Origin of the sequence: Parahaliea mediterranea, from assembly GCF_017255185.1 — a bacterium.
Lineage (GTDB): Bacteria > Pseudomonadota > Gammaproteobacteria > Pseudomonadales > Halieaceae > JAFKCZ01.
On the sequence record NZ_JAFKCZ010000005.1, the window covers coordinates 201,333 to 222,253 of the forward strand.

Annotated in this window: 16 protein-coding genes; 5 read left to right on the forward strand and 11 right to left on the reverse strand. The window is 66.5% G+C overall.

Annotated elements, in window-relative coordinates; genetic code table 11:
- Genes JYP50_RS07795 through JYP50_RS07815 form a run of 5 tightly spaced genes read right to left on the reverse strand, consistent with a single transcriptional unit; the run spans position 1 to position 5,953 of the window.
- On the reverse strand, positions 1–1,347 hold the full coding sequence (locus JYP50_RS07795) for a sigma-54-dependent transcriptional regulator (RefSeq protein ID WP_206559934.1): 1,347 nt from the start codon (positions 1,345–1,347) through the stop codon (positions 1–3).
- A 7-nt stretch (positions 1,348–1,354) separates the two neighbouring features.
- Complete coding sequence (locus JYP50_RS07800; RefSeq protein ID WP_206559935.1) at positions 1,355–2,593, reverse strand: FtsX-like permease family protein; 1,239 nt, start codon at positions 2,591–2,593, stop codon at positions 1,355–1,357.
- 10 nt (positions 2,594–2,603) lie between these two features.
- Positions 2,604–3,917, reverse strand: coding sequence for an ABC transporter permease (locus tag JYP50_RS07805; protein WP_206559936.1), 1,314 nt, complete (start codon positions 3,915–3,917; stop codon positions 2,604–2,606).
- A gap of 12 nt (positions 3,918–3,929) precedes the next feature.
- Positions 3,930–4,640 carry an ABC transporter ATP-binding protein gene (locus tag JYP50_RS07810; RefSeq protein WP_206559937.1) on the reverse strand — a complete coding sequence of 237 codons (711 nt, stop codon included), beginning with the start codon at positions 4,638–4,640 and terminating at the stop codon, positions 3,930–3,932.
- Positions 4,641–4,690: 50 nt separating this feature from the next.
- The gene (locus tag JYP50_RS07815; RefSeq protein WP_206559938.1) at positions 4,691–5,953 is read right to left on the reverse strand and encodes an efflux RND transporter periplasmic adaptor subunit; all 1,263 of its coding nucleotides are present in this window, start codon (positions 5,951–5,953) and stop codon (positions 4,691–4,693) included.
- A 462-nt stretch (positions 5,954–6,415) separates the two neighbouring features.
- Here JYP50_RS07815 and JYP50_RS07820 point away from each other — a divergent pair, with 462 nt between their 5' ends.
- From JYP50_RS07820 to JYP50_RS07830, 3 genes are read left to right on the forward strand one after another with little or no spacing between them, the layout of a single operon-like run.
- Positions 6,416–7,582 (forward strand): sulfotransferase, encoded by a 1,167-nt coding sequence (locus tag JYP50_RS07820; protein ID WP_206559939.1) that lies wholly within the window; start codon positions 6,416–6,418, stop codon positions 7,580–7,582.
- Positions 7,579–8,433 (forward strand): SDR family NAD(P)-dependent oxidoreductase, encoded by an 855-nt coding sequence (locus tag JYP50_RS07825; protein ID WP_206559940.1) that lies wholly within the window; start codon positions 7,579–7,581, stop codon positions 8,431–8,433. Before JYP50_RS07820 ends, JYP50_RS07825 begins: the two co-directional genes overlap by 4 nt.
- Positions 8,426–9,829 carry a hypothetical protein gene (locus tag JYP50_RS07830; RefSeq protein ID WP_206559941.1) on the forward strand — a complete coding sequence of 468 codons (1,404 nt, stop codon included), beginning with the start codon at positions 8,426–8,428 and terminating at the stop codon, positions 9,827–9,829. The genes JYP50_RS07825 and JYP50_RS07830 overlap by 8 nt, the downstream gene beginning before the upstream one ends.
- A gap of 18 nt (positions 9,830–9,847) precedes the next feature.
- Here the strand turns inward: JYP50_RS07830 and JYP50_RS07835 are convergent, their stop codons facing one another.
- From JYP50_RS07835 to JYP50_RS07860, 6 genes are all read right to left on the reverse strand, one after another.
- Complete coding sequence (locus JYP50_RS07835) at positions 9,848–12,091, reverse strand: TonB-dependent receptor (protein ID WP_206559942.1); 2,244 nt, start codon at positions 12,089–12,091, stop codon at positions 9,848–9,850.
- Positions 12,075–12,950, reverse strand: a complete 876-nt coding sequence (locus JYP50_RS07840; RefSeq protein ID WP_206559943.1) for an alpha/beta fold hydrolase — start codon at positions 12,948–12,950, stop codon at positions 12,075–12,077. Before JYP50_RS07840 ends, JYP50_RS07835 begins: the two co-directional genes overlap by 17 nt.
- 151 nt (positions 12,951–13,101) lie before the next feature.
- On the reverse strand, positions 13,102–13,734 hold the full coding sequence (locus JYP50_RS07845; RefSeq protein WP_206559944.1) for a TetR family transcriptional regulator: 633 nt from the start codon (positions 13,732–13,734) through the stop codon (positions 13,102–13,104).
- A 96-nt stretch (positions 13,735–13,830) separates the two neighbouring features.
- Complete coding sequence (locus tag JYP50_RS07850; protein ID WP_206559945.1) at positions 13,831–14,664, reverse strand: extracellular medium-chain-length polyhydroxyalkanoate depolymerase; 834 nt, start codon at positions 14,662–14,664, stop codon at positions 13,831–13,833.
- Positions 14,665–14,796: 132 nt separating this feature from the next.
- Positions 14,797–15,939: a D-2-hydroxyacid dehydrogenase gene (locus JYP50_RS07855; RefSeq protein ID WP_206559946.1), complete on the reverse strand. Its 1,143-nt coding sequence runs from the start codon at positions 15,937–15,939 to the stop codon at positions 14,797–14,799.
- A gap of 183 nt (positions 15,940–16,122) precedes the next feature.
- Positions 16,123–17,844, reverse strand: coding sequence for an N-acyl-D-amino-acid deacylase family protein (locus JYP50_RS07860; protein ID WP_206559947.1), 1,722 nt, complete (start codon positions 17,842–17,844; stop codon positions 16,123–16,125).
- Positions 17,845–17,978: 134 nt separating this feature from the next.
- Here JYP50_RS07860 and araC point away from each other — a divergent pair, with 134 nt between their 5' ends.
- Both araC and JYP50_RS07870 read left to right on the forward strand, forming a co-directional pair.
- On the forward strand, positions 17,979–19,037 hold the full coding sequence (araC, locus tag JYP50_RS07865) for an arabinose operon transcriptional regulator AraC (RefSeq protein WP_206559948.1): 1,059 nt from the start codon (positions 17,979–17,981) through the stop codon (positions 19,035–19,037).
- A 94-nt stretch (positions 19,038–19,131) separates the two neighbouring features.
- Positions 19,132–20,754, forward strand: coding sequence for an amidohydrolase family protein (locus tag JYP50_RS07870; RefSeq protein ID WP_347136743.1), 1,623 nt, complete (start codon positions 19,132–19,134; stop codon positions 20,752–20,754).
- The last annotated feature ends 167 nt before the right edge of the window (positions 20,755–20,921 follow it).

Consider the following 20,921-nt stretch of genomic DNA (forward strand, 5'->3'; position numbering starts at 1 on the left):
CTAGTGGAGGCCATGGCGTTCCATGCGCCGGTACAGCGCCTGGCGCGACAGGCCGAGTTGCTGCGCCGCCCGCGCCACCACGCCATCGGCGCGTTGCAGGGCGCCCTCGATGTCCTCCCGCGAGGGTTCGCGGCGCCGAATGCCCCGCGCGGGGTTGGCGTCGTCGCCGGCGCCGGGCAGGCCGAGGTCGGCGGTATCGACCACCGCGCCCTGGCACAGCAGTTTGGCGCGGGTGACGGCATTGCGCAATTCGCGCACATTGCCGGGCCAGTCGTGGCGGCACAGGGCGGCTTCGGCCGCCGGGCTGAAACGCTTGTCGTCCCCCAGGAAGGCGCTGGCCAGGGGCAGGATGTCATCCGGCCGCCGGGCCAGTGGCGGCAGCGCCAGCTCGATGACGTTGAGGCGGTAGTAGATGTCCTCGCGGAAATCCCCGGCGGCTATCATCGCCGGCAGGTCGGCGTTGGTGGCCGACACGATGCGCACCGTCACCTGCCGGGTGCGGTTGGAACCCAGGCGCTCGAACTGCCCGGTTTCCAGCACCCGCAGCAGCTTCATCTGCCCCTCCAGGGACAGGTTGCCGATCTCGTCGAGGAACAGGGTGCCGCCGTCGGCGGCTTCGAAGCGGCCCACCCGGGCCCGGTTGGCGCCGGTGTAGGCGCCGGCCTCGGCGCCGAACAGCTCCGCCTCGATCAGGTCCCTGGGCAGGGCGCCGCAGTTCACCGACACGAAGGGCCCCCCGGCCACCCGGGAATTATCGTGCACCAGCCGCGCCACGCGTTCCTTGCCGGCGCCGTTGGGGCCGGTGATCAGCACCGGCACGTCGGAGCGCGCCACCTGGCAGGCCAGCCGGATCAGGTTCTCGGTGGCGCTGTCGGCGAACACGATGTCCCCCAGCTTGAACTCCCGCGCCAGGCTGTCCCGGGCCTGGGCCTGCCTGTCATTGAGCGAGCGCAGCTGGCTCCTGGCGTCGCCCAGCTCCAGCAGGTTGCGCACGGTGGTCACCAGCTTGCGGTCGTCCCAGGGCTTGCCCAGGTAGTCGGCGGCGCCACCGCGCACCAGCTCCACCGCGGTTTCCAGGTGGGTCCAGGCGGTGAGCAGGATCACCGGCACGCCGGGATGCTGCGCGCGCAGGGCGGTAAACAGCGCTACGCCCTCGTCGCCGGAGGTCTGGTCGCCGCTGAAGTTCATGTCCTGGACCACCAGGTCGATGGCTTCCCGCGCCATCACCTCGAGACCCCGTTGCGGCGCGGGGGCGCTGAGGGCCCGCCAGCCCTCCAGCTCGAACAGCAGCTCCAGGGCCTGGCAGACCGCGGCGTTGTCATCGATCACCAGAATGGTTTTCGTCATGGGGCACCTACACGCTGCGGGTGGCGATGGCGGGGGGGATGGCGGCCGCCCGCAGGGCGGGTACGCAGGTCGCCGCCAGCCCGGTCAGCAGCAGGGCCAGCGAGCCCCCAGCCAGGTAGTGCCAGGGCAGGCGCTGGACCTGGAACTCGCTGGCCAGCCAGTTGTTCAGCGCCATTGCCAGTACCGCGCCCAGCAACACGCCTGCGCTGCTGATCAGGGCATTTTCTACCAGGAAGTATTGCAGGATATTGCCTCGCGTGGCGCCCAGGGCGCGTCGTGTGCCGATTTGTTTGGTGCGCTGGGTGACCCAGAAACTCACCAGGCCGACAATACCCAGTACATTCACCAGCAGCAATAGGCCCACCACCACACTGAGCATCACGGCCATGGATTTGTCGCCGCGGAAGAAGCGCTCGCGAAACTCCGAAAACGTCCGCGGATCGCGCACCACCCGCTGGGGGTTCAGCTCGGTCAATTCCTGCTGCAGGGAGCCGAGCAGGCGGTCGAGCTGGCCGGGCTCGGCGCGCACGGCATAGCTGCCGGTCTTGCCGTACAGGGGAATGAAGGGTACGAACACGACGTTATTGAAAATGTCCACGGAGAAGCCCTTCCAGGGCGCCTTGATGCCGTCCACGATGCCCACGATCTCGGTGGCGAAACGGTCGTTCTCGTCACCGTTCCAGCTGTGGCGTCCCAGGGCCTGTGCCGGGTTGTCGATATCGGGAAACAGGGCCAGTGCCAGGGCGGCGCTGATAATCGACACGTCGGGTTTGAGGGTCTGGTCCATGGTGTAGGGTTTGATTTCCGCCTCCCGGAAGGGGCGCCCCGCGATGAGCTCCAGACCGAGGCTGTTTACCAGGCTGTGGTCGGCAAAGTAAATGGCCGTCGGCACGGCGTGGCTGTCGGGGTCCTCCGATGCCTCGATCTCGGTGGACCAGCCCGACTGGGCCATTGGCAGGGTATTCACCGCCATGGCATCGACCACCCCGGGCAGTCCGCGCAGGTAGTCCAGGTCCTGCCGCGTGTTGGCCAGGGTGTCGCTCTCGTCGCCTGAGAAGGCGGTGCTGCTGATGGTCAGCAGGTTGTCCTCGTCGATGCCCGCGCTGGCGCGCATGTTGTCCAGGCGGGTGGTGATGATGTACAGCGCATTGACCACAATGGCCAGGGTGAGGGCCACCTGCAGGCCGATCAGGATCAGGCCGACCGGGTTGCGCAGAATCGTGGCGAGAATCGGGCGAATTTCCATGGCTCGGCTCCTACTGGGTTTTCAATTGGCTGGCGGGGGCGATCGCGCAGGCCCGCCAGGTGGGGTAGAGCCCGGCGAGCAGGGCCGCGGTCACCGATACCGCCAGGGCAAACAGGGCCAGGCCCGGGTCGAGCCGGGTGAGCATATCCATGTCCGGCGACAGGCGGCGGGCGACCGCCAGTCCCAGCGAGGCCAGGCCCAGGCCCAGCAGGGCGCCGGCCGCGCCGAGCAGGGCGGATTCGGTGAGGTACTGGCGGAATATCTGGCCGCGGCTGGCGCCCAGCGCGCGGCGCACGCTGACTTCCCCCGCCCGGCGCAGGAATTTCGCCAGCATCAGGCCCACGGTGTTGAGCAGGCAGACCAGCAGAAAGGCGAAGGACAGGCCCAGCTGGATGTGGGTGTCGTCGTCCACCACGCGCTGCACCCGCAGCCAGCTCATCACATCGTCCAGGCGATTGTTGAGCGGGCGCGGGAAGCGGCCCAGGCGCTTTTGCTCGCCCACGTAGTTGTCGATGAAGGCCTGGTAGTCGCGACGTTGCGCTGGCGAGTCCAGCTGCACCCACAGCGCCACCCATACGCACTCCGAGTCCAGGTAGCCCTGGTAGCTGTCCTCGGCGGGGTCGCTCCAGCAACTGTTGTTGCCGTTGGGGCGCAGCTCCAGGCGGTCGTTGAGGGTGAAGGGCAGGTAGAAATCGTCACCCTCGGCAAAGGGGCCGTTGTTGACCACGTCGTAGTAGCGGGGCAGGGGATCGAAGGTGTCCAGTACGCCCACCACGGTGTAGTCCGCGCCGTCCAGGCGCAGCTTGCGCCCCACGCTGTTGTCGCCGCCGAACACCCGGTCGTTCAGGTCGCGTGAAATGACGGTGACCGCGCCGCGGCCGCGGTCATCCTGGCGTGTCCAGGGGCCGCCATGGAGAAAGGGCGGCTCGAACATCGCGAAGAAGTCGCTGTAGGTCATGCGCCCGAAGGTGCGCAGCGGCTTGATGTCGGGGTTGTGCGGCTGCACCGCCATGCCCACGCGGAACATGGCGGTCTGGTGGCGCGCCGCGCCCGCCTCCGCCAGGTAGCGCGCGTCGCGGTAGGTCATCTGCGAGGGCGGTTCGTTCGGTTCGGCGAAGGCTTCCTCCGGGCTCCAGTTATCGAGCCGCACGTTGAACAGCTGGTGGCTCTTGTGCGGGATCGGGTTGCCGGACATGGCGTGGAAGATGGCATAGGAGGTCATGAAGGTGCCGATGCCCAGGGCGATGGCGAGCACCATCAGGCCGCTCAGCCAGGGGCTTCCCTTCAGGCTCCTGGCCGCCAGCCAAAAGTAGTATCGGTTCATCGCGCGCTCTCCTCAGGCGGTGGCGGGTATGCCGATGTCGCTGCCGGCGAAGGTGCCGCGCAGGTCGGTCACCTGGCCGTCGATAATGTGCACGTTGCGGCTGGCGCGGGCCGCCAGTTCCGGGTCGTGGGTGACCATGATGATGGTGGTACCGCTGGCGTTGATGCCCTCCAGTATCTCCATCACCGCCCGCGCCATGGTGCTGTCCAGGTTGCCGGTGGGCTCGTCCGCCAGCAGGATGCGCGGCTCGCCGGCCAGGGCCCGGGCGATGGCCACCCGCTGTTGTTGGCCGCCGGACAGCTCCGCCGGGAAGTGCCGGGCCCGGGAGGACAGGCCCACCTGCTCCAGCGCGCGCTCGATGCGCCGCCGGCGCTCGCCGCCGCCAAAGCCCCGGTAGCGCAGGGGTACGTCCACGTTGTCGAACAGGTTCAGGTCGGGGATCAGGTTGAAACCCTGGAAAATGAAGCCGAGCTTCTCGTTGCGCATCGCCGAGCGGCGGCGGTCCGACAGGCCCGAGACCTCCACCCCGTCGAGCTGGTAGAGGCCGCCGCTGTGTTCCTCCAGCAGGCCGGCGATGTTCATGAAGGTGGTTTTGCCGGAACCGGAGGGCCCGGTCACCGCCACGAATTCGCCTTCGTCCACGTGGATGCTGAACTCGCGCAGCGCGTGGGTTTCCACCAGGTGGGTGCGGTATACCTTGTTCAGGTTCTGCATGCTCAGCATGGGAGCGTCCTTGTGTGGGTAGTTACGATGAGTTGATGGGGAGCGGCCGCTCATTCCAGGCGCACCCGCTCGGCATTGCGGAAGGGTTCCAGGCTGGAAATCACCACCCGGTCGCCGGGTTCGAGCCCGGACAGGACCTCGATGTCGCTGACGCTGGTCAACCCGGTCTCGATCGGGCGGCGTTCGGCGTAGCCGTCGCGCAGCACGTAGGCGACGCGGCCGCCGCCGTCCTCCAGGAAGGGGCCCCGGGTCAATACCAGGGTGTCGCTGTGCTCCTCCAGCAGCAGCCGGGTCTGCAGGCGCTGGTTCTGGCGCAGGCCCGCGGGCAGCTCGCCGTCGAAGCGGATGCGGGCGGCCACCTGGCCCTGCACGATCTCCGGGGAGATACTGGTGACGGTGCCGGGGTGTTCGCTGTTGCCAACCCGCACCCGGGCGGACAGGCCGGGGCCGAGGGCGTCGGCGTAGATCTCCGGCACCTGGGCCTCCACCTCGAGCTGGCTGAGGTCCACCACGCTCAGCAGGGCGGCGTTGTCGGCGACCGAGGTCTTGTCCGCCACCAGCAGGCTGCCCACCCTGCCGGCGATGGGGGCGCGCACCGACAGTCCCTCGACCAGGCGCTCGAGCTCCTCCACCAGCAGCGCCTGCTGTTGCAGTTCCAGCTCCCGCGTCTTCTGCTCGAAGTCCCAGGCCGCGCGGTTCAGTTTGATGTCCTCCACCGCGTGGTCGTGGGCGATCCGGGCGCTGGCGCGTTCGTCCTCGGCGCGCCGCAGGTCGACCTGGCTGATCGCGCCCCGGTCCCAGGCCAGCTGGTTGCGCTCGAACTCCCGCTGCGACGCGTCGAGGGCCACCGCGGCCTGTTGCAGGTCCTTGCGCGCGGCCAGGTCGTTCATGCGCACTTCGATGGCCTGGCGCTTCACATCGATGTCCAGGCGCTGCAGGCGGGCGCGCTCCTGGGCCAGCTGGCTGGTGAGTTGGGGGCTGTCGATCTCGGCGAGCAGGGCGCCCTGTGCCACGTGGTCTCCGGGTCGCACGCGAAAGGTGACGGTGCCGGCATTGGGGGCGTAGAGGGTGGGGCTGACACCGGCCACCACCCGGCCGGCGGCGGAGACGTCGCGCACCAGGTTGCCCACGGTGACTTCGGCGATGCGCAGGCGCTCGCTGTTGATGGCAATCTCGTCACTGAACCAGCGCGCCACCACCGAGCCGGTGGCGCCCAGCCCCGCCAGCAGGACCAGGCCGATGCCCAGTAGGCGGCGCCAGGGGATTCCCGGCGGGGTCAGTGTCCTGTCCTGGGCGGAGGTGTCTTTGATCATGGTGCGCTCTACGCTGTTTGTCCGGGCCCCGCGGTGGTGTTTGCGGGGCGCTGTTGTGGCGGTCTATCCATAGCAGGACGCGTGCCAAGCTGTGCCGGCCCCCAGGGAATGCCGGAGCTTGATGTAGTTAATGCTTTAAAAACAATCGCTTGGGGTGCTCGCGAGGATGAGGCGCGGAGGTGGCCGGCCGCGGTGCCGGCCGGCTTCGCGGGCGCGGCGGACACAATTCCCCGGGTAAGCGGACAGTGGCCGGACACATCGGACACTTTTGCGCGGGGCGGCGGATCGATGGCGGCGCTCGTCGCGAAGAAATGTAAGGGCGCCGCTCGCGGCCCAGCCGGAGCGAAGAAAACTCTAGCTATATCAATACCTTGTATTTTAGTTTTCGCCGGCGTAATGCCAGTTGTGCGCGGCAGGGCGCGAACCTAGGCTGATTGTTGTTGCGAGATGAGGAGAGCCCGGGTGTACTTTGATCTGCAGTACTACTGGCGCGTGTTGCGCCACGTCTGGTCCCTGAAGGACTGGCCGGGACGGCCGCGCATGTTAGTGCGCCTGCTGGTGGGCGTGCCGCTGGCCACACTGTTTCACAGTCTCTGTTTCATGCTCGACTACCTGCTGTTCCCGCGGCTGTGGCGCCAGCGGGTGGAACAGCCGGTATTCGTCATCGGCCACGCGCGCAGCGGCACCACCCTGGCCCATCGCCTGCTGGCGGCGGACGGCGATACCTTCAGTTACTTCCTGTACTGGGAGCTGTTCTTCCCCTCGCTGTTGCAGAAGAAGGTCATCCGCGCGCTGGGCCGGCTGGACGCGCGCCTTGGCGGACCCTGCCTGCGCCGCCTCAAAGCCTGGGACGAGCGCACCTTCGGCCGCTACCGCCATATCCACGACATGAGCCTGTGGAACGCGGAGGAGGACCAGTTCGTGATGCGCGCCGCCTTCGTCACCCAGCAGTGGGCCCTGGACGTGCCGTTGATGCACAAGGTCGACCAGTTCCACGTCGACCACATGCCCGCGCGCAAGCGCCGCCGCTGGCTGCACCACTACCGCGAGTGCGTGAAGCGCCAGCTGTTGTTGAACGGCGGCGACCGCATCCACCTGAGCAAGAACCCGCTGATGTGCGGCTGGGTGGAGGCGCTGATCGAAACCTTTCCCGACGCGCGCTTCGTGGTCATGGTGCGCAACCCCCACCAGTGCATTCCCAGTACGCTGAAGTTGCTGGAGGTCACCTGGAAGGGCAAGGGCTGGACGCCGGCGCAGTACGACGCGTCCCTGCGGGTGATGACCGACATTGCCTTCGAGTCCTTCCTGCATCCCCGCGCGGCCCTGGCCCGCCACCCGGATACGCCCCAGCTCTTTGTCGACTACCGCGACATGACCGCCCGGCCGCGGGAGACGGTGCATGCGATCTACCGGGCCCTGGGCCTGCCCGTATCGGCGAGTTTCGACCGCTGGCTGCGGGCGCAGGAGGAGAGGGAACGCGGCCACCAGGCGCGTTTCGAGTACAGTATCGATGACTACGCGTTATCGGTGGAACGCATCGAGCGGGAGCTGGACACCCTGTTCGAGCAGTATCAATGGCCGCGCCTGTCGGCGGCGCCGGCACACAATAAGACGGGGGAAAGCGCATGAGCGCATTGCAGGGCAAGACCGCATTGATCACCGGGGCCAGCCGGGGCATTGGCCTGGCCATCGCCCGGCGTTTCAGCGCCGAGGGCGCCAGGGTCGCGCTCTGCGCCTCGCGCCTGGGGGCGCACGGCAAGCTGCCGGGCACCCTGGAGGACGCGGTGGCGGCCATTGACGCCGCGGGCGGCACCGCCGTGGCGCTGGTCTGTGACCTGGGCGACGCCGCGGCCCGCGCCGATCTGGTAACCCGGGCCGAGGAGGCCCTGGGGCCGCTGGATATCCTGGTCAACAACGCCGCCGGGGCCAAGATGGCGCTGCCCAGCGCGGTGACCGCCGCCGAGCGCAGCTGGATGTACGAGCTCAATCTCAACGCGCCCATCGACCTGGCCCAGCAGGCGCTGCCCGGCATGCGCCAGCGGGGCCGTGGCTGGATCCTGAACATCAGCTCCTCCACCTGCGACCAGCCGGTTGTGCCCTACCGGGATTCGCCCGTGGCCGCCCATGTGATTGCCGCCTACGGCGCCACCAAGGCGGCGCTGAACCGTTACAGCGAGGGACTGGCCCACGAGGTGGCCGCCGAGGGCGTGTGCGTCAATACCCTCGCGCCTGAAAGCATCGTGCTGACTCCCGGTGCGGAGCAGGTGCGCGATATCGCCCGCCGCCACCCGGACATGGCGGAGCCGGTGGAGATGATGGCCGAGGCGGCGCTGGTACTGTGTTCCCAGCGGCATGTGGGGCGTACCGCCTACAGCCGGCGCCTGCTGCATGCCCTGGGGAGGCCGGTACACAGCCTGGACGGTCGAACCGTACTGGGCGATGCCTTTTTACCCGCGGATCTCGGAGACGACAATGACTGACATGGACGTAAATACGAGCACCGACGATGACGGCGGCCAACGGCAGCTGCGCGCCGCCTGGGATGAACTGATTGCCGATTTACAGGCCGCGCGGGACGCCATCGATGGCCCCGAGTACTTTCCGCCAGCGCCCAGCGACCGCAACCTGGCGGAGGGCTACCGCTACCTGTCCGGTTTTATCCACCACGCGGTGGAGCGGGCCTTCCACGAGGATCCGGCGTTCCCCGCCTTTCGCAATGCGCTGTCGGTGTACAACAAGTCCACCATCGACAACAGCGATGCGATCTATTTCTACGCTCCCCTCGACGGGCGCAGGCACTACCGTGTCACCGCGCAACTGCCCGACTGCCGCCACTGGCGCGGCGAACCCCGCGCGGCCAGCGGGCCGCTGGCGCCGCAGTACCTGATTTTCGAGGTCACCGGCGGCCCCATGGCCGGGGACACGGGCGATCTGCGCGAACTGATGCCGGGCGCGCGCACCGGCTTCGGCACCCTCGATATCTCGCAGCTGGCGGTGGATGACGACGGCACGCTGGAGCTGCACCTGGGGCCGGAGCGGCCCGCCGGCTATACCGGCAACTTCATCTGCACCCGCAAACCGCCGTCGCGCAAGGACCCGGAGGGAGGCGAGCTTTACGCCACCTACATCAGCGGCCGGCAGCTGTTCTACGACTGGGCGCGGGAGGAGCCGCTGCACCTGGCCATCACCTGCCTGGATACCGAGGGCGGCCGGCCGCCGGCGCTGAGTGGCGAGGACACCGCGGCGCGGCTGCGACGCCTGGGGGGCATCGTGCGCGGGCAGATGCATTTCTGGCTCGCCTTCTACGACCGCATCCTCAACTGCAACGGTACGCACGAGGGGGAGGGCCGCTACTTCATGCCGGTCAACGGCTACAACCGGCCCAACGCGGCCTCCGGCGATACCGGCGGCGGCATGAGCACCAATATCTACGCCGGGGGCATTTTCGAATTGGCCGGGGACGAGGCCCTCTACATCGAGGCCCGCTATCACGGCAAGCCGGTGTACACCAGCCTGCACCTGGGCAACCTGTGGGGGGAGTCGCCGGATTACGCCAACCACCAAAGTAGCCTCAACGGCTTCCAGATGCACATGGGCGCCGACGGCGTGCAGCGCTGGGTGGTGGCCCACCGCGACCCGGGGGTGCCCAACTGGATCGATACCACCGGCCTGCCCCGGGGCTACCTCTCCAACCGCTGGGCCTATAGCGAGCTGCCGCCGCAGGCGCAGTGGCCCACGATAGAAGCGCGCAAAGTGCCCTTCGAGGCGGTTCGCGATTGTTTCCCCGGGGATACCCCGGGGGTGACGCCGGAAGCGCGGCGGCGGGCGATCGCGGTGCGCCAGCGCCACGTGCAGCGGCGCTTCCGGGTGTTCTGAGCGCGCGGCAGCGACGCGTCAGAAACGGTAGTCGACCTGCAGCGAAACCGTCCGCGGCGCGCCGTAGTAGCCGATGACCTCGCCCTCGCCGGTGGTGGGGAAGTTGTAGCCCGCCACGCGGTACTCCCGGTCGCCGAGGTTCTTGCCGTGCAGGCCGACGGTCCAGTGGTCGCCGGGGGAATACCACAGCAGGCTGGCGTTCCACAGGGTGTAGCTGTCTTCGTCGATCGCCGAGGGCGTCTCGAACATCTGCACCGCCGAGCGATAGGCCACCGACAGACTGCCGGTCAGCGCGCCGCGGGAACCGAGGTCCATGTCGCTGGCCAGTGCGACCTGGCCGGTCCAGCGCGGGGTGTTCTGTATGTCGCGCTGCGACGAGACGTCGATAAACCCACCGGGGTTCGCGGGGTCGGCGGTCAGCCATTCATCGATGGTGGTATCGATATAGCCGATATTGGCCGCCAACCGTAGATTCATGGGCAGCTGGGCCTCGGCTTCGAGTTCCGCGCCCTGCAGCGTGGCCTCGCCGACGTTTTCCACGTTCTGCACCGGTACCGGGAAGCCGAGCGCGTTGCTGGCGAAGCCCACCGCGGTCACCACCTGCATATCCTTGTAGTTGGCATGGAATGCCGACAGGTTGAGGCGCAGGCGATGGTCGAAGAACTCGCCCTTGGCGCCGATCTCCAGGCTGTCGACGGTTTCCGGGTCGAAACCCTCCACGGTTTGCGGGTTGGCGGCCTGGTTGCCGCGCATGTCGAATCCGCCGCTCTTGAAGCCCTCGCTGTAGCCGGCGTAGAACATGAGCTGTTCGGTCGGCGCGAAGCGCGCGGTGATCCGCGGCGAGAACTCGGAAAAGGTTTTGCTGTTGCTGTAGTCGGACAGTACGGCGACGGGGATGCGGAAGGGGTCTTGTGGGTCGCCGCTGAGGTTGCCGAATTGCTCGGAGAACACGGTCGCATCCTTGGTGTCTTCGGTATAGCGTCCGCCGATATTGAGGGACCACTGTTCATTGAAGCTGTAGTCCACGTCGACGAAGGCGGAATAGCTTTCGGTGTCGGCCTCGCCGTAGGTGGTCTGGATCAGTGGAATCCAGGGGATCGGCAGGCCGATGAGGGCGCCGGGTACCGTCTGGCCGAGAATGGCGTCGAAGCGGCCGCCGGAGCTGCCACTGAAATAGTACAGGCCGGAGACCATGTGCCAGTTGTCGCTGTCGTAGAGCCACTGTATTTCCTGGCTGAACTGGTGGTCGCTGACACTGGCTGGCACGTCGAAATCGTTCACCTCCAGGTTGTCGAAGTCGATGGGGCCGACGCTGTCGCCGTCGCGATAGGCGGTGATGGACTTCAGCGTCCAGCGGTCCGCGGGGCTGTACTCCACAGTCAGCGCGGCGCCCTCGGTGTTGACCTCGGTGTCGGGGTCGAGCCCGGCCCGGGAATCGAAGACATCGTCCAGTACCGGCGCGCCGCCGATGGCGCCGACGGTCAGGCGATGGCCGCCCTTGGCATTGGACTTGTCGTTGCTGCGATCGTACTGCAGGCGCAGGTACAGGGCATCGGTGGCGTGCCACTCCAGGCTCAGGCGTCCGCTGAGGATCTCCTTGTCGTAGTTCGGCGCGTCGAAGCTCAGCAGCTCGCCGTAGCCGTCGCGTTTGAACGATGCCAGCGCGCCGCCGAGATACAGCCCGTCGGCAAGCGCCGTGCTGCCCGAGACCGTGAGGTCGCGCTGGTTGTAGGAGCCGACCCGGGCGCTCACGTCCAGCGCCGTCGCCTCGTCGAGGCGGCGCGTCACGTATTTTACCGCGCCACCGATGGTGTTCTTGCCGTACAGCGTGCCCTGGGGGCCGCGCAGGATCTCCACCCGCTCGACATCGTAGACATCCAGTACCGCGCCCTGGGGCCGTGCAATGTACACGTCGTCGAGGTAGAGGCCCACGCCGGGTTCAAAGCCCCACAGCGGGTCCTGCTGGCCGACGCCGCGGATGAAGGCGGTGAGTGTCGAATTGGTGCCCCGGCTGGGCGCCAGGGTGACGTTGGGCGCGGCTTGCTGCAGGTCGACGATGGTGGTGGTGCCCGCCTGCTGCAGCTGGTCGGCGCTGAAGGCGCTCACCGAGAGCGGGACATCCTGTAGAGACTGGTCGCGGCGCTGGGCGGTGACAACCACCTCTTCCAGCATCACGGTACCGGCCGGGGACTGGGCCTGGCCGGCGGCGGGCACGGCGAGCGCAAGCGCGGCGAGAGCGAGTGAACTAGCGGGTTGTTGCATGGGCTTCTCCTCCCATTGGGGGTGTTATTGTGGGTTCTGTTGTGGGTACAGGGGTTTGCCGGTGGGCGGTATCCGCCTCCCGGCGGTTGAGAAAATCAAGTAGCAGCTGATTGATTGCGGCGGGCTGGTCCATCGGCGCCGCGTGCCTCGAATCCTTCACGATGGCCAGTGTCGCACCGGGGATTTGCGCGGCGACCGCGCGTTTGGCTGCTACCGGGGTGTAGTCCTCGTCCGATGCGATGATCAGGCAGGGGGTGTGAATCTCCCGCAGCCGGGAACTGATATCCCAGCGGCGCAGCGCGTCGAGGCAGTTGAGGTAGTTGCGCGCCGGCATCGCGGCCATATGGCGGCGAAAGCGCGCCGTCAAATGAGCCTGCTCAGGGAGCGGAAACAGGCGCCGCGACAGGTAGGCCGCCAGGCGCTCCATGCCCAGTGCGCGGATCACGAACTTGCGCAGCGTCAGCTGGCCGTAGCGTTGCAGTCGTCCGGAAAGGGCATGCGGGCCGGTATTGATCAGGCACAGGCTGCGCAGGCGGCCGGGCGCATCGAGAGCCAGTTGCTGGGCCACCATGCCGCCGAGGGAAAATCCCACCACATGGGCGCTGGCGAGCCCCAGGTGGTCCAGCAGCGCCACGACGTCCCCGGCCATGGCCGGGATGGTGAGCCGTTCCGCGCCGGGGTCGCTGTCGCCGTGCCCCCGAAGATCGATCGTAACAACCCGGTAGTGTTCGCCGAGCGCGGGAAGCTGGAACTCCCAGTCCGAGCCGCGAGAGCCCAGGCCGTGCAGGAGCAGGACGGTATCGCCCGCCCCGTCCACCTGGTAGTGCAAGTCAACTTGGCGGTGGGTGAAATATGGCATGTACGGGAACCGCGATTCGATAGCTGAATTCAATCAGATAATATGGAATCCGAATTCCGATTACAATAATTATTTATTGTATGGCCGGGCCGGCGCGTTGGGTGATAGTCCCGCGGTGGTCAGGCGATGGCGGGCCGGCGCTCGCGGATGACTATTTCATTGCCAGGTAGGAGAGGAAGACACGGCTGAGCTCATCGCACAGTTCCCGCTGGCTGACATTGCCGAGGGCACCGGTAATGGTGTGCTGGTTGAGGGCGCCCAGGATCACATGGGAAATGAAGCGCGCGGCCTTGTCTGGCTTGGCGTGCCGGATTTCCTCGCGGTGCAGGCGCAGTACCGCCGAGGTCTTGCGCGACACAAAATCGTTGGTGACGTGGATGCGATCGCGTACCTTGGTGTCGCGGGAGGCCTGCAGAATCAGCGCGCGCAGCACGCCCCGCCGCCCCTTGTAGAGTTGGACCAGAAATCCCACCAGCCCATGGGCCACGTCGTCGAGGCTTTTTCCGGCCCAGGCCTCCGGGTCGAATTCTTCGTCCACAATCTGCTCGACGTTCATCAGGAAGCGCTGCAACAACAGCAGCAGTAAACGCTCCTTGTCCTCGAGTAGCCTGTAAAAAGTACCCACGGAAGAATTCGCCTCGCGGGCGATTTCCGCGACGCCCGCTTCTTCAAAGCGGTTGGCCGCAAGCAGGGCCTCCCCCGCGGCGAGGAAGCGATCCAGCGCCTGCTGGCTGCGGGCCTGGGCGGGCATGGGCACGCTAATCAGTGGTTTAAAGACTTCCATGAACGAATCGGCCTGGCCAGTGGAAGCCCGGATCATAGCACGGTCGGTCGGCGACTGGAGTGGAATGCCGTCCAGTCGCGACAGGCAGGTTCTGTGTCAGGGGTGGCTGTTGAACCAGTTCAGCACCAGCCCGGCGGACTGTGGCAGCCATTCGTGGCCGCCGCCGAGGTCGGTATGGCGACCGGTTTCGATGCCGTGCCACAGCAACCTGTCGTAGTAGTTGTCCATGCTCCACCAGGGAACGATGGTGTCGATAAAGCCGTGAATGAAAAAGGTGGGCGGGTGGTCGGCGGGCAGGCTCAGCGGTACCACGCAAGCGGGGCCGAGGCAGGTCGCATAGCTGCCCGAATGGACCACCAGCGCCTTGAACTCACCGGGGAACGATACCGCCATTCGGCTGGTATTGTAGCCGCCGCTCGAAATCCCGGTCGCGTATTTGCGCGATGCGTCCAGCGGCCCGAACCCACCGAGGGCGATATGTTCCATGACGTTTCCCAGGAACTCGTAGTCAGTGGTGAGCTCGTAGACGGTGGCGGGGCCGGCGGAATTGGTTAGCCAGGCCAGCTCCAGCGGCGCGCGTGGCGCCAGCACCGCATAGCCGTTGTCGAGCAGGGTCTTGATGGTTTTGGCCTCGTAGTAACCGCCGAAGGGGGCGTTGGTATCGCGGGTGAATTCCACCGGAAAAATCGAGCCCTGGTACAGCAGGACTACGGGCCAGCCCGCGGGGGGTGGCGTGCCGGTGGGCAGCTCGTACTTGATTTCACGGCTGGTCAGGGGCCCCGACGGCAGGGTCAGGCTGCGGTACGAGCAGCTGATTTCTCCGGGGCTAAACCAGGTTTTCGGCCGCTCGCTGCAGCGTGAGCTGGCCTCGGCCTGGACTGCCATGGACAAGCCCAGCGTGGCGATGAGGAAAAGGTATACGGTTCGCATATGAATGACTCCGGTATTGTTATTGGCTTGTGTCGGTGCACTCTATAACGGTATATGTATTCCGATTCCGATAAAATGTCAAGTTGGACCGCCGTTTTCCGGCCGCCGGGCGGGGGAGTTCCGGGCTGGGCTTTAGTAGCCCTTCTGCATGTCCACCGGGCTCAACAGGGCTTCGCCGGCGACATAGCGGCGCAGGTTTTCCACCGCGATCAGCGCCGCGCGCCGGCTGGCGTCGCCGCCGCTGGCGGCGACGTGGGGGGTAATGAGTACTCGCTTCATCCGCCACAGGGGGTGGTCTGCGGGCAGTGGCTCGGGGTCGGTGACGTCCAGGCCGGCGCCGTAGACCTGGCCCGAGCGCAGGGCGGCCACCAGGTCGTCGGTAACCGTGCTGCCGCCGCGACCGACACTGAGGAAGATGTGTCCGGGACGGGCGCCGGCGAAAAAGTCCGCGTCGAACAGGCCGCGAGTGGCGTCGGTAAGCGGCAGGGCGTTGACGATCACATGGGCTTCCCCGGACAGTTTGCCCAGCTCATCCGCCAGGCCCACGTAGTCCACGAAGTCGGGGCCCTCGCGGGAGGAGTTGCGGGTGGCGATCACCCGCATGCCCAGGCCGTGGGCGCGGCGCGCCACCTCCGTGCCAATGCCGCCGAGCCCGACCACCAGCAGGGTTTTGCCGCCGAGTTCGCCGAAGTGTTCATCGCCGGCGATATCGCGGTTCCAGGTCCCGTCCATTTGCGCCCGGTGGTAGGCCGGCAGTCCCCTCGCGAGCGACAGCAGCATGGCGATGCTGTGTTCGGCGATGGTCGGGCCCGACAGGCGCTGGCTGTTGCTGAACACCCGCTCCCGCCACAGCGCCTCGTCCAGGCTCGAGCAGCGGTCGATACCCACGGTGTAGCTGTGCAGCCAGAACAGGTCCTTTGCCTGGCTCAGTACCGCCTCGCCGCAGAAGCCGATCAGCCCGTCGGCGCCTTCCAGCAGGGCCGGGTCCGGATACCAGTCGCCGCCGCGGTCGAACACCAGTTCCACATCGCCGGCGACCTCCCGCAGGCGCTTTTCGTAGTCCGGCAGTGCACTCCCAAAACCTCGCGGCAGGGCCACCACGACCTTGCTTGGCGACCATTGTGGATACTGGCGCAGGAGCCTTGGCGCCGTGTCCAGTCCGCGATCCTTGATAATGCGTTGTACCTCGAGGGGCGCGCCCGAGGGCACTTGTGCCGCGATGGTGCCGGGCAGGGCGAGGGCGATACCGGTGAGCAGTACGTTGAGAACCCGCATGGTTTTCCTCCACGGTGGCTTGGGGGCGCGTTGCAATACAGCACAGCATAGTGCCTTGTTGCCCGTGGCGTCCAAGTCGCCGTCATCCCGCCAGGCCGGTGTGAGGTGGTTTGCGGTCGTTGAAGCAGAGCGGCCGCCCCGGCGACGGTGCCCGTAGCGGCCCGGCGCCGGATGCGGATGGCATCAGGTCGCGGAAACGGTGCTGATGTACTTGCCGGGCAATTCGCCCGTCGCCTTGCCCGCGGCGAAGGTCGGCTCGCCGTTGACCAGGGTCAGGCGTACGGGCGCGGCGGGGCGGGTCCAGCGCCAGATATAGGCGCCATCGCCGGTGGGCACGTCGTAGACTTTCTCCTTGCGGTGGTGCTGGATTTCATCCAGGTTGAACACCACGACATCCGCGCGCTTGCCAACGGCGATCACGCCGCGATCCAGCAGTTCGAAGTGTTTGGCCAGGCGCCCGGTCTGGATGTGCACCGCCTCCTCGACCGTGAGGTCGCCGCTTTCCTTCACGAACTGGGTGAACAGTTTGATGTTCTCGCCGCCGCCGCACATCATCTGGCCGTGGGCGCCGGCGTCGGAGATGTTGCCGACGGTCATCGGGTCTTTCATCAGCTTGACCAACACCTCCTGGTCGCGTTCGAAGGGGGCGATGGTCGCGGTGGATTCCAGGCCGTTGGCGATAAACCACTCCGCCAGGGCGTCGGAGGGGTGGGGCGCGCCAATCCGGTCCTGGTAGTCGCCCAGGGAGATGTGCACCGGGCCGGCGCCGTTGGCCGAGTTGTCCAGCGTGGCCCCGCGGGGATTGGAGCGCATCGGCGAGAAGGCGTGCACCTTGTTGTCCCAGGAGTCGCGGGCGCGCTCGCGCCAGTCGGGGTCCTTCAATAGCGCCAGCTTCTCCTCTTCGCTCTCTTTCAGCACGACTTCGTGCCAGACGTAGTCGTTGGACTGGGCGAAGATCAGCGAGCGGTTCAGGCTCATGGTGGAGGTGATTGCCACGTGGGCGTAGCCGGTCCAGTAGTCCCTGCCCTCGGCCTTGAAGGTCTCGTGCAGTTCGGCCAGTGGCGCGGTGAGGCCGAAATCCTTCTGGAATTGTAGCGTTGGCAGGCCCGCCCACTGCATTCGCAGGGGCAGGTCTTTCGCCAGTTCCGCCAGGTGGGCCACCTGCTGCGGCGCCTGCAGCGCCCGGAAAGTATCGACAATCACCTGCAGGGACTTGCCCGGGTGGCGTGCCAGCACGCCCATCAGGGTTTTCCACTCGGCGTCGTCGGCCTTGAGGCTGGGCACCGCGCGGTCCTCGCCATCGTGGTCCATCAGGTTGGAGGACATGCCGATGGCGCCGGCCTTCAGGGCCTCGTCCAGTAGCACTGCCATCCTCTCGATTTCCTCCGTGGTGGCGGCGCGCTCCCAGGCCTCCATCCCCATGACCGCCAGGCGAATGGCAATGTGCCCGACAAAGGCGGTGTAGTTGGTGGTGGCCTTGAGGTTCCTTTCCATCGATTCCCGGTATTCGGGCCAGGAACGCCAATCCCAGGGCAGCTCGCTGAAAAACGGCGCCTGGGGGATGTCCTCGAAAAAGGAAAAGATGCCGACCACTTCCCGGCGCACGGCCTCGTCGTCGTGGACCGGGGCGACGGAAAACCCGCAGTTGCCCATGACCGAGGTGGTCACGCCGTAGCCGGGCAGCGGATCGAGATTGGGGTCCCACCACATGGCGCCATCGAAATGGGTGTGGGATTCGATAAATCCGGGGCTGACAATGCAGCCGCTGGCATCCACCACCTGTTCGCCGTCGCCAGCCGCCAGGTCGGGCGCGACCTCGGCAATCAGGTCCCCCTCGATGCGCACGTCCGCGACAAAACCCGCCGCCCCGGTGCCGTCTACAACCGTTCCGCCTTTGATCAGCATAAGCCATCTCGCTCTATGACAGTGGACTGGATTGGATTATCCTCGCGCTTAATGAGGATAAATAGCAGTATTCTGTTAACAAATTGAATGATTCTGCAAAAACGCCCGATCTAAAAAGAGTTGCCGGCATTCTGTTGAAGATCATTGCCAGGGCGCCGGTTTCCGACCGCGAATACGCCCTGGCGTCGGACCATTTTCACGCCGGCCACGGCCCCGGGGGGGCTGACTCGTTCCGGCAACTGGCGGCGGTCGTGGTGCAACAGCTGCCGCGGAACCCGGCCCTGCGTGCGTTGGCGCGAGCCAACCGGCAGTACCTGGCACGCCCAGGGCGCCGCTCCGAGAGTTGGGCGCGCGGCTTTATCGACCAATACGTCAACGGCGTGGGCGTGGAAACCCTGTTTTCGCAACCGGTGGTGGCGGGCTACGCGCCGCGCGTCAGCGGCAGCCCCTACGACCGGCAGCTGGGCCGCAGTGCCGGGGCGACTGGCTGGATGATGCTGTATTGCGTGGAAGGTGGCGGTGTGATCGACACCGGCCTGCGCAGGGTGTGGATGAAGCCCGGCGACGCCGCCCTGTTCGAGCCCGGCGCGGTGATGTCCTTCGCGCGCGCACCGGAGCATGAAGTCTGGGGGCACTACTGGGTTGCCTTCCAGGCGGCCCGGCATTGGCAGGAGTGGCTGGACTGGCCCAAGGTGGGTCCGTTGGTCGGTTACCTGCGCGCGGAGGGTGGCCGGCAGGCGGAACTCGAGCGGGCGTTTGCCCTGTTGCTCGACAACTACAGTCATGCCGGCGCGATGAAAACCGAGCTTGACCACAATTTGCTGGAGCAGATCATTCTGCGCTGCCGGCTATTGATGCCCGCCGGCAGCCAGGCGCAAACCGACGAGAGGGTGAAAAAAGCCCAGCGTTTCATCGAGGCCAACTTCAACCGGCCGTTTTCGGTGGAGCAGGTGGCCGCGGCCGCGGCCATGTCCCGTTCCAGCCTGGCGCACCTGTTCAAGCAGCAGACCGGGGCCACGGTGCTGGCCTGGCGCGACGAGCAGCGCATGATGCACGCCGCCCGCCTGTTGCGCTCCACCGCGCTGCCTGTGTCCCGGATCGCCGCCGAGTGCGGCTATGGAGACGCGGCGTTTTTCTGCCGTACCTTTAAACGCCTGTTGGGCTATACGCCGCGGGAGTACCGCAAGCGCTGACCGGCGAAGTCTGTCGCCGCGCTCCCGGCGTCGCTTGTGCCGGCGACTGGCCACGGTGATATATTAGATCGGATAACGACACAAGGAGCACGCCGTGAAAACCATAGCATCCGCCCTGGCGCTGGCCGCCATCTGTTCCGCAACCGGCGCCGTGGCCGCCGAGGTGGAGCCCGGTGAGGAGGGGGTCAGTCCGGCCCTGGCCGCCGGCATCGCGCCGCCGCGCATGGCGCCGCCGCGAGGCGACGAAAGCGAGGGGCCCTTCGCGCGCCTGGTGATCGAGAACGCGACCCTGGTGGACGGCACCGGCGCGCCGCCGCGGGGGCCGGTCAGCATCGTGATCGAGGGCGACCGCATCGTGGATATTCGCGGTGGCGGCACCGCCGGCATTCACGGCGGGGAAGAAGGCTGGGGCGGGGACACCCGGGTGATCGACGCCGGCGGACACTATGTGCTACCGGGTTTCGTCGATGCCCACGCCCACCTGGGCACGCCCTCCCATGCCGCGGCGGGCTCGCTGACCGACCCCGAGTATGTGTTTAAGCTGTGGCTGGCCCACGGTATCACCACGGTGCGCGATGTCGGCGCGATGATGGGCCTGGGCTGGACCCTGGAGCACAAGGCGCGCAGCGCCAGGGGCGAGATCACCGCGCCGCGCATGGTGGTGCACTCGATGTTCCCCGAGGCCATGGATTCACCGGCGGAGGCCCGCGCCTGGGTGCGAAGCGTGCGCAAGCGCGGCGCCGACGGGGTTAAATTCCTCGGCGCCGCCCCCGAGCTGATCGAGGCGGCGATGGTGGAGGCCCAGGACTTGGGCATGAAAACCGCCTACCACCACGCCCAGCTCTCGGTTACCCGCATCAATGTGCTCGACAGCGCGCGCATGGGCCTGGACAGCATGGAGCACTGGTACGGGTTGCCGGAGGCGATGTTCGACGACCGGCGCATCCAGGATTACCCCCTCGACTACAACTACAGTAACGAACAGCATCGTTTCGGCGAGGCCGGGCGTTTGTGGCGGCAGGCCGCCGCGCCCGGTTCCGAGCGCTGGCGGGCGACCATCGAGGAGTTGGTGGAGCTGGACTTCACCATCGACCCCACCTTCACCATTTACGAGGCCAGCCGGGATGTGATGCGCGCCCGCACCGCCGAGTGGCACGCCGACTACAGCATGCCCTACATCATGCGCGCCTTCGAACCCAACCCCAAGGTGCACGGCTCCTTCTTTTTCGACTGGAGTACCGCCGACGAGGTGGCCTGGAAGCGCAACTACCGCCTCTGGATGCAGTTCGTGAACGACTACAAGAACGCCGGCGGCCGGGTCACCGTGGGCTCCGACGCGGGCTTTATCTACAAGCTCTACGGCTTCGCCTACGTGCGTGAACTGGAGCTGCTGCAGGAGGCGGGATTCCATCCCCTGGAGGTACTCACCTCCGCCACGCTCAACGGGGCGGAACTGCTGGGCATGGACGGGGACATCGGCTCGGTGGAAATCGGCAAGAAAGCCGACCTGGTGATTGTGCGTGAAAACCCGGTGGCCAACTTCAAGGTGCTCTACGGCACCGGCCACCTGCGCCTGGACCCGGAAACTGGTGAATTGGGTCGCACGGAAGGCATCCGCTACGTGGTCCGCGACGGTATCGTGTTCGACAAGGACAAGTTGCTCGCGGATGTTCGCGAGCTGGTGGCGAAGGAAAAAGCGGCGGAAACAAAGCCGTAAGTAATAGGGGACGGATACGAATGGTACTTACTTAAGTCAAAAACAGGGTATGTTGCCCTCTGTAGGGTCGAATTTATTCGACCAAAAACGGTGCCCAAGGCATCAATGGCCGAATAAATTCGGCCCTACAACTATTATTCGTCCCCCATTGCGTTTGTCAGAAGCGA